The organism is uncultured Methanobrevibacter sp., assembly GCF_902771435.1.
Lineage (GTDB): Archaea > Methanobacteriota > Methanobacteria > Methanobacteriales > Methanobacteriaceae > Methanocatella.
Window position 1 is genome coordinate 1 of the sequence record NZ_CACXXB010000051.1, and the last position, 6,563, is coordinate 6,563.

The 6,563-nt window shown below is 39.4% G+C and carries 8 protein-coding genes; 5 read left to right on the forward strand and 3 right to left on the reverse strand.

Annotation, left to right across the window (positions count from 1 at the left end; translation table 11 throughout):
* Positions 1 to 61: 61 nt before the first annotated feature.
* On the forward strand, positions 62 to 1,384 hold the full coding sequence (locus QZU83_RS09610; protein WP_295611783.1) for a UDP-glucose/GDP-mannose dehydrogenase family protein: 1,323 nt from the start codon (positions 62 to 64) through the stop codon (positions 1,382 to 1,384).
* Positions 1,385 to 1,389: 5 nt separating this feature from the next.
* On the opposite strand, the gene QZU83_RS09615 is transcribed toward QZU83_RS09610, so the two are convergent.
* Positions 1,390 to 2,517: a glycosyltransferase family 2 protein gene (locus QZU83_RS09615; protein ID WP_295611784.1), complete on the reverse strand. Its 1,128-nt coding sequence runs from the start codon at positions 2,515 to 2,517 to the stop codon at positions 1,390 to 1,392.
* A gap of 195 nt (positions 2,518 to 2,712) precedes the next feature.
* On the opposite strand from QZU83_RS09615, the gene QZU83_RS09620 reads away from it, so the two are divergent.
* The 4 genes from QZU83_RS09620 to QZU83_RS09635 all read left to right on the forward strand — a co-directional run bounded on the left by QZU83_RS09620 (position 2,713) and on the right by QZU83_RS09635 (position 6,036).
* Positions 2,713 to 3,540 (forward strand): amino acid ABC transporter substrate-binding protein, encoded by an 828-nt coding sequence (locus QZU83_RS09620; protein ID WP_295611785.1) that lies wholly within the window; start codon positions 2,713 to 2,715, stop codon positions 3,538 to 3,540.
* Positions 3,541 to 3,572: 32 nt separating this feature from the next.
* A complete protein-coding gene (locus QZU83_RS09625) occupies positions 3,573 to 4,223 on the forward strand; it encodes an amino acid ABC transporter permease (protein WP_295611786.1) in 651 nt (216 codons plus the stop codon).
* Between the two features lie 12 nt (positions 4,224 to 4,235).
* Positions 4,236 to 4,919, forward strand: coding sequence for an amino acid ABC transporter ATP-binding protein (locus QZU83_RS09630; protein ID WP_295611787.1), 684 nt, complete (start codon positions 4,236 to 4,238; stop codon positions 4,917 to 4,919).
* 100 nt (positions 4,920 to 5,019) lie between these two features.
* On the forward strand, positions 5,020 to 6,036 hold the full coding sequence (locus QZU83_RS09635; RefSeq protein WP_295611788.1) for a phosphorylcholine transferase LicD: 1,017 nt from the start codon (positions 5,020 to 5,022) through the stop codon (positions 6,034 to 6,036).
* A gap of 14 nt (positions 6,037 to 6,050) precedes the next feature.
* On the opposite strand, the gene QZU83_RS09640 is transcribed toward QZU83_RS09635, so the two are convergent.
* Together QZU83_RS09640 and QZU83_RS09645 are read right to left on the reverse strand one after the other, a co-directional pair.
* Entirely contained in the window at positions 6,051 to 6,269 is a 219-nt protein-coding gene (locus QZU83_RS09640; RefSeq protein ID WP_295611789.1) for a 2-C-methyl-D-erythritol 4-phosphate cytidylyltransferase, read from the reverse strand.
* The coding region (locus QZU83_RS09645) for a 2-C-methyl-D-erythritol 4-phosphate cytidylyltransferase (RefSeq protein WP_295611790.1) at positions 6,269 to 6,563 on the reverse strand (295 nt) is incomplete at its 5' end. The genes QZU83_RS09640 and QZU83_RS09645, both read right to left, overlap by 1 nt.

The window sequence follows — 6,563 nt, forward strand, 5'->3', positions numbered from 1 at the left end:
TTTTTATATCTGATGAAAGAGATATTTAACTGAATCTAATTAATTTTTGCGAGACAAAATTATGAATATTACTGTTATTGGAACTGGTTATGTGGGCCTTGTTACAGGAGCATGCTTTTCAAAAATGGGTAACATGGTCTACTGTGTAGATATTGATGAAGAAAAAATTGATGGGCTTAAAAACAACATTCTGCCAATCTTTGAACCGAATCTGGAAACACTTGTGAAAACCAGTCAGGAAAAGGGTGATTTGATATTCACCACAGACATCAGGGAGGCTCTGGATGCAACCGACATCATTTTCATTGCAGTGGGAACCCCTATGTCCGAAGACGGAAGCGCCAACCTTGACTATATTTTCGCAGCTGCTTCAGATATCGCAAACAACATTACACATGATTCGCTTGTTGTCGTCAAATCCACCGTGCCTGTCGGCACAGGATTTAAGGTGGAAAGTCACATCAACAATATTTTAAGGGAAAAGGGCTCTGAGGTTAAAATATCAATAGCTTCCAATCCCGAATTTCTAAAGGAAGGCCATGCGATTGAGGACTGCCTTCACCCTGACCGTGTCGTAATCGGCGCTGAAAGCGAGGAAGTGTTTGAAACGCTGAAGGATCTGTATTCAACTTTCGTTTTAAACCATGACAGGTTCGTTCTGATGGATATCAGAAGCTCCGAGATGACCAAATACGTTGCAAACGCCATGCTTGCAACCAAGATATCATTCATGAACGAGATAGCTAACATCTGTGAGGTGACAGGAGCCAACGTCAAGAACGTGCGTCTGGGAATAGGATCTGACAAAAGAATCGGATTCGATTTCATATATGCGGGATGCGGATATGGTGGAAGCTGTTTTCCAAAGGACGTTCAGGCACTTATAAATACATCAAAGGCTCACGGATATGAACCTAAGATACTGTCAAACGTTGAAAAGGTAAACAAAAATCAGAAGATGGTGCTTGTAAACAAGGTGGTGGACAGGTTCGGTGAGGATTTAAGCGGCCTGACATTTGCCGTATGGGGCCTTTCATTCAAACCGGGAACGGATGACGTGAGGGAGGCGACCTCACTTGTCGTTGCATCAGAACTCATTGACCGTGGAGCCAAAATAAGGGCATACGACTCACAGGCAACTGAAGAGTTTAAAAGGACAATCGGCGATGAATATCTCGACTCAATCGAGTTTACAAACAGAAGATATGATGCAATCGACGGCAGCGATGCTCTGATACTGATTACCGAATGGAAGGAATTCAGAAATCCCGACCTTAAACTTCTTAAGGAAAGGATGAACCAAAGCATAATCTTTGACGGAAGAAACATTTACGATAAGAAAATTGAAAATAAGGGATTTGAACTTTACCAAATCGGCTGTTAGTGTATTCATTTCCTTATTTTTTTCATTATTTTTTTAAAGACAGAACCATTTTTATTTTTCTTTGGACTTTCCGGATTTTGAGGATTTAAAACTAGATTGACGGCATTGTCAATGTTGTCCTCATATATCTGGCCGAACACTTTTTTTGTATTTTCTGAAAGTCCTGTGCCTGCCATGTATGATGCCTTAAAAAGATGTGAGTATTTATTGAAGAGATCCCTTAAATCCGCAGCGGAAATTTCGGTTTCCAGGAGGTATTTTTCATACCAGTAGTCAAGCTTTGTGCCTAAAAGGTAGTAGTCGAAAAGTTCTTTTCTGTCATACCTTATGCTTATGTCGTTCATCAAGTCATAGGCCCTTATCCTGCCGTAGAGATTCCTGTTTGTCTTTTCAAATGAGACTGACCTGTTTTCGTCCTTTACCCTTTTGTTGTTGTAGTGCACAATGATATCCTTAATGAAAACTATCTTATCTGCCCTATAGAATGATTCCAAAAGAAATACTGAATCCTGGGCGACAATGTCTTCTGGAAATCTCATGTCCTCAATGACGCTTCTTTTATAAATCTTGCACCATATGTTTGAATTGCCAAGAACGGTCGGTTTTTCATCAAGGTCAGTTACAACATATTTGAAGTCACTCTCCGACAGCAGCTCCTTTGCCATTTTCTTTCTTGTGTCCTTTTCAAGGTCCGGTGACGTCAATGTTATTGTCCATGCCCATTCATTGAGCTTTCGAACGCCTTTCTTGTTTATTGTGGTGAAGCTTCCGCTTACGATATCGGCATCTTCGGCAATGATTGTATTGTATAGCATTTCACAGGCGGTATTTTCCAGACAGTCATCGGAATCAAGAAACATTATGTAGTCTGATGTTGCCTTTTCAAGGCCGATGTTTCTTGGCTTTCCGGGAAATCCGCTGCATTCATCAAGATAAAATCCCCTGACGTTGTCATATTTATCTGCATATTTCCTTATGATATCTGCACTGCCGTCTGTTGAGCAGTCATCAACCAGAATAACTTCAATATTCTCGAATCCGAATGTCTGTGATACAACTGAATCCAGGGCTTTTGTTAGATATTCCTCAACATTAAAGACAGGGATAATCAGGGATATTTTGCACTTCTTCATTTCAACCAATTCCTAAGCTTACTTAAATATATGATGGGTTCAGGTTAAATATTTTCTCCAATAGATTTTTCAAATCATTTTCACAATTCATTCGCCCGAATTGAAATTTTATTATAAATATAAATATTGCCTTGAATAAAATATTAAATGTAGAAAAAATTCTACATATAGTTATAACTATTTCGGTGTTTTAAAATGAAAAAAAAGATAGGTATTATATTAGCTTTGGTCCTCATATCTTGTATGATGGTAGGTACCGCAAGCGCAGGTTTATTTGACTTTTTAGGTGGTTCTTCAAATAACGCTACCGCAAATGACAACAGTACCTTTATTGTTGGTTTTGATGCGGAATTCCCACCTTACGGATTTAAAGACGCAAATGGAAGCTACACTGGTTTCGATTTAGACTTGGCAAAAGAAGTTTGTGAAAGAAACAACTGGACATTCAAAGCACAACCAATTGATTGGGATGCTAAAGATGCCGAATTGGATTCCGGTTCCATTGACTGTATCTGGAACGGATTTACCATTGATGGAAGGGAAAACGACTACTTATGGTCCAACCCATACTTCGACAACAAACAAATATTTGTTGTTAAAAAAGAATCCAACATCAGTGATATTTCCGGATTAAAAGATAAAATCGTAGAAACACAAAAAGACTCATCTGCATTGGCAGCTCTTCAAGGTGACAACAAAACCATTGCTGACACCTTCAAAACATTAACTGAAGTTGCTGACTATAACACTGCTTTCATGGACCTCGAATCAGGTGCATGTGACGCTGTAGCTATGGATGTAGGTGTTGCTGAATACCAAATCACCCAAAAGAACGCTACCGACAAATTCATAATCTTGAATGAGTCAATTACAACCGAAAAATACGGTGTTGGATTCAAAAAAGGAAATACCGAATTGAAAGATCAAGTACAAAAAACTTTAGACGAAATGTTTAAAGACGGAAACGTTACTAAAATCGCTCAAAAATACGGTATCTCTGAAGATGCTTTAATCCAACCATAAATTAATTAGTTTAGAGGGGAGAATTAGTTAACATGATGTTAAGTAAAGTAATAGAATTATTACTTGGAGGCATGGTTACTTCCATAGAAATATTCTTGCTTACTCTTTTATTCTCTCTTCCTCTCGGTTTAGTTGTTGCCGGAGGAAGAATGAGTAGGTTTTCACCAATCAGGTGGCTTGCAAAGATATATATTTCTGTGATGAGAGGTACACCATTGATGTTACAGTTGATTGTAGTATTTTTTGCACCATATTATGTGTTTGGAATCAATCTTTCCGCCGATTACAGATTCATAGCAGTAATCATCGCATTCACCATAAACTATGCGGCTTACTTCGCTGAGATTTACAGGGGCGGTATAGAGTCAATCAATAGCGGACAGTACGAGGCAGCTCAGGTATTGGGTTACAGTAAACTGGAAACCTTTTTCATAATCATATTGCCTCAGGTGATTAAGGTAGTTCTTCCTTCAATTACTAATGAAGTTATAACTCTTGTAAAGGATACTTCTCTTTCATTCGTTATTGCAATTCCTGAAATGTTTACAGTTGCTAAACAGATTGCAGCATCAGAAGCATCAATTTCTGCATTGCTCGTAGCTGGTTTGTTCTATTATTTATTCAACATGCTTGTAGCATTTGTAATGGAACGCTTTGAAGCAAGATTGGATTATTATGAATAGGAGGAGCATAATATGAGTTTACTTCAAGTTAAAAATCTTAAAAAAAGTTTTGATGACAACGTAGTCTTAAAGGATATCTCTCTTAACGTTGAAAAGGGAGAGGTGTTGGCAATCATCGGCCCTTCCGGGTCAGGAAAGTCTACATTGCTTAGATGCATCACCGACCTTGAACAGGAAGACAGCGGTGAGATTAATTTTGACGGAACCTTTGGTCTGGTTTTCCAGAACTTCAACCTGTTCCCGCATCATTCCGTAATGAAAAACATTACAAATGCACCGATTCGTGTACAGAAAAGAGACAAGAAAGAGGTATTTGAACATGCACGCAAGCTTCTAGGACAGATGGGACTGTCAGATAAGGAAGATGCGTATCCTTGTGAGCTTTCAGGAGGTCAGCAGCAGAGGGTATCAATTGCACGTGCTCTTGCAATGAATCCAGACATACTGTTTTTCGATGAACCGACTTCTGCATTGGACCCTGAACTGACAGGTGAGATACTCACCGTAATCAAGGAATTGGCTGCTCAGCACATGACCATGGTCATTGTAACTCACGAGATGGCCTTTGCACGTAACGTTGCAGATACAATCATATTCATGGACGGTGGAGTGATTGTTGAGGAAGGTTCTCCTGATGAGGTATTTTCATCAGACAACCAGAGGATGAAAGATTTCCTCGGTAAATTTTACGATTGAACTTATTTTCAATCCTTTTTTTTAAATTTTCATATATCTTAAAAGCAACTATTTTTAATACTATTAAAGACAATATATAGATTAATTGATGGTGTTTTCAATGTCTTTTAGGGATAAGATAAAGGGTAAAGTTCTCGACAGCAGCGACATGTACAATCACTACAAGAATGAGTCTGAGATGCTGTCCGGCGAACTTGCTGAAGAGATTAAGAAACTGAATAAGGAAGTAAAGTCACTCAAGAAAAAACAGAAGAATACCGACAAGACCTTAAAGTCATACAACAGGCTCTTCAACAAGCTGTATCTGGACTATGAGCTGACTCCAAAAGGGGCTCTTAAATACACTCAGGATCTGTGCCTTGAACTGATTGATTTTATCGAAAAGGTCTGCAAAAAGCACGACATTACCTTCTGGCTTGACTGCGGTAGCGCACTTGGTGCAAAACGACACGGAGGATATGTCCCATGGGACGACGACATGGACATTTCAATGCCTAGAAGGGACTACATGAAATTCAAGAACATCATAGGTGATGAGATTAAAAACAGCAATCTTGAAGGCATTGTAGGATACCCCGAATGCAGGATATTCAACAACAGGGTAATAGGCTTTGTTACAGTCTCAGTCAAGTTCTCAAGAAATATTTTCGCAGCCGTTGACATATTCCCTATGGACTATATATCTGAAGTTCCAGAAGACATCGAAGAGATTTACGCACATGCCCGAAACGCATTCAACGACGACATATTCGCCGGCGGGGACAAGACCGAATCAATGAAAAAGGTCTACAAGTCACTGAACTTGAGCCTTGATGAGGCAGAATACATGATTATAGGAGTCGACACTCCAAAGGGAAAGGTCAACTCCCCAAGGATAACAGAAACAGAAAAGGTATTTCCGTTAATAGAGATGAAATTTGCCGAGAGAACCTATCCGTGCCCTAATGATTTGGACCATTACCTCACACAGATTTACGGTGAAGACTACGACAAGATACCTCAAAGGCTTAATTTCCACAGCCGTGTAGATAAACTGAAAAAAAGAGAAGGTTTTGAAGAGGAATTCGAGAAATGCTTGAGTTTGCTGAAGCAGGCAAATGAAAATTTTGAAAAATAAGCTTAAAAGCTGTATCAATCATCATCCAAAAGAAATGACCTTGCAATCTCCACGTCAACTGCAGTGGTGATTTTGAAGTTGCTTTTCTCGCCGTCAAACAGATGTACATCCTTTCCTCTGAGATAGTATATGCTTATCAGGTCATGGACGTTTTTTATCTCCTCTTCTGTAAGGTCATTGACCGTTTCGAGATATTCCTGGAGCCTGAAGCCCTGCGGTGTTTGAACGTGCACTATATCATGAAATCTGTTGACTTTAAGACGGGACCTGCGGCACCGTACTGTTTTGTATACTCTATGCACTGCCTTATCATTTCTGTTGAAACGAAAATCCTTGCGGCGGCATGCTTGATGATTATCGGATTTTCACATTCCTTTATCTCGTTTATGTAGTTTACGGAATTAGTAAGTGTGTCGTGGCGTGTTTCCCCGCCTTCAATCAATACCAGACGGTCCTCATCGGGGAAGAACTTTTCAAGAATGTTTCTGGTTTCATACATATATTCCCTCGGGGAGGATATGACTATC

Excerpts from the sequence above, each read along its gene's own strand:
- QZU83_RS09610 (WP_295611783.1), top strand. The coding sequence starts at position 62 with ATGAATATTACTGTTATTGGAACTGGTTATGTGGGCCTTGTTACAGGA.
- QZU83_RS09615 (WP_295611784.1), bottom strand. The coding sequence starts at position 2,517 with ATGAAGAAGTGCAAAATATCCCTGATTATCCCTGTCTTTAATGTTGAG.
- QZU83_RS09620 (WP_295611785.1), top strand. The coding sequence starts at position 2,713 with ATGAAAAAAAAGATAGGTATTATATTAGCTTTGGTCCTCATATCTTGT.
- QZU83_RS09625 (WP_295611786.1), top strand. The coding sequence starts at position 3,573 with ATGATGTTAAGTAAAGTAATAGAATTATTACTTGGAGGCATGGTTACT.
- QZU83_RS09630 (WP_295611787.1), top strand. The coding sequence starts at position 4,236 with ATGAGTTTACTTCAAGTTAAAAATCTTAAAAAAAGTTTTGATGACAAC.
- QZU83_RS09635 (WP_295611788.1), top strand. The coding sequence starts at position 5,020 with ATGTCTTTTAGGGATAAGATAAAGGGTAAAGTTCTCGACAGCAGCGAC.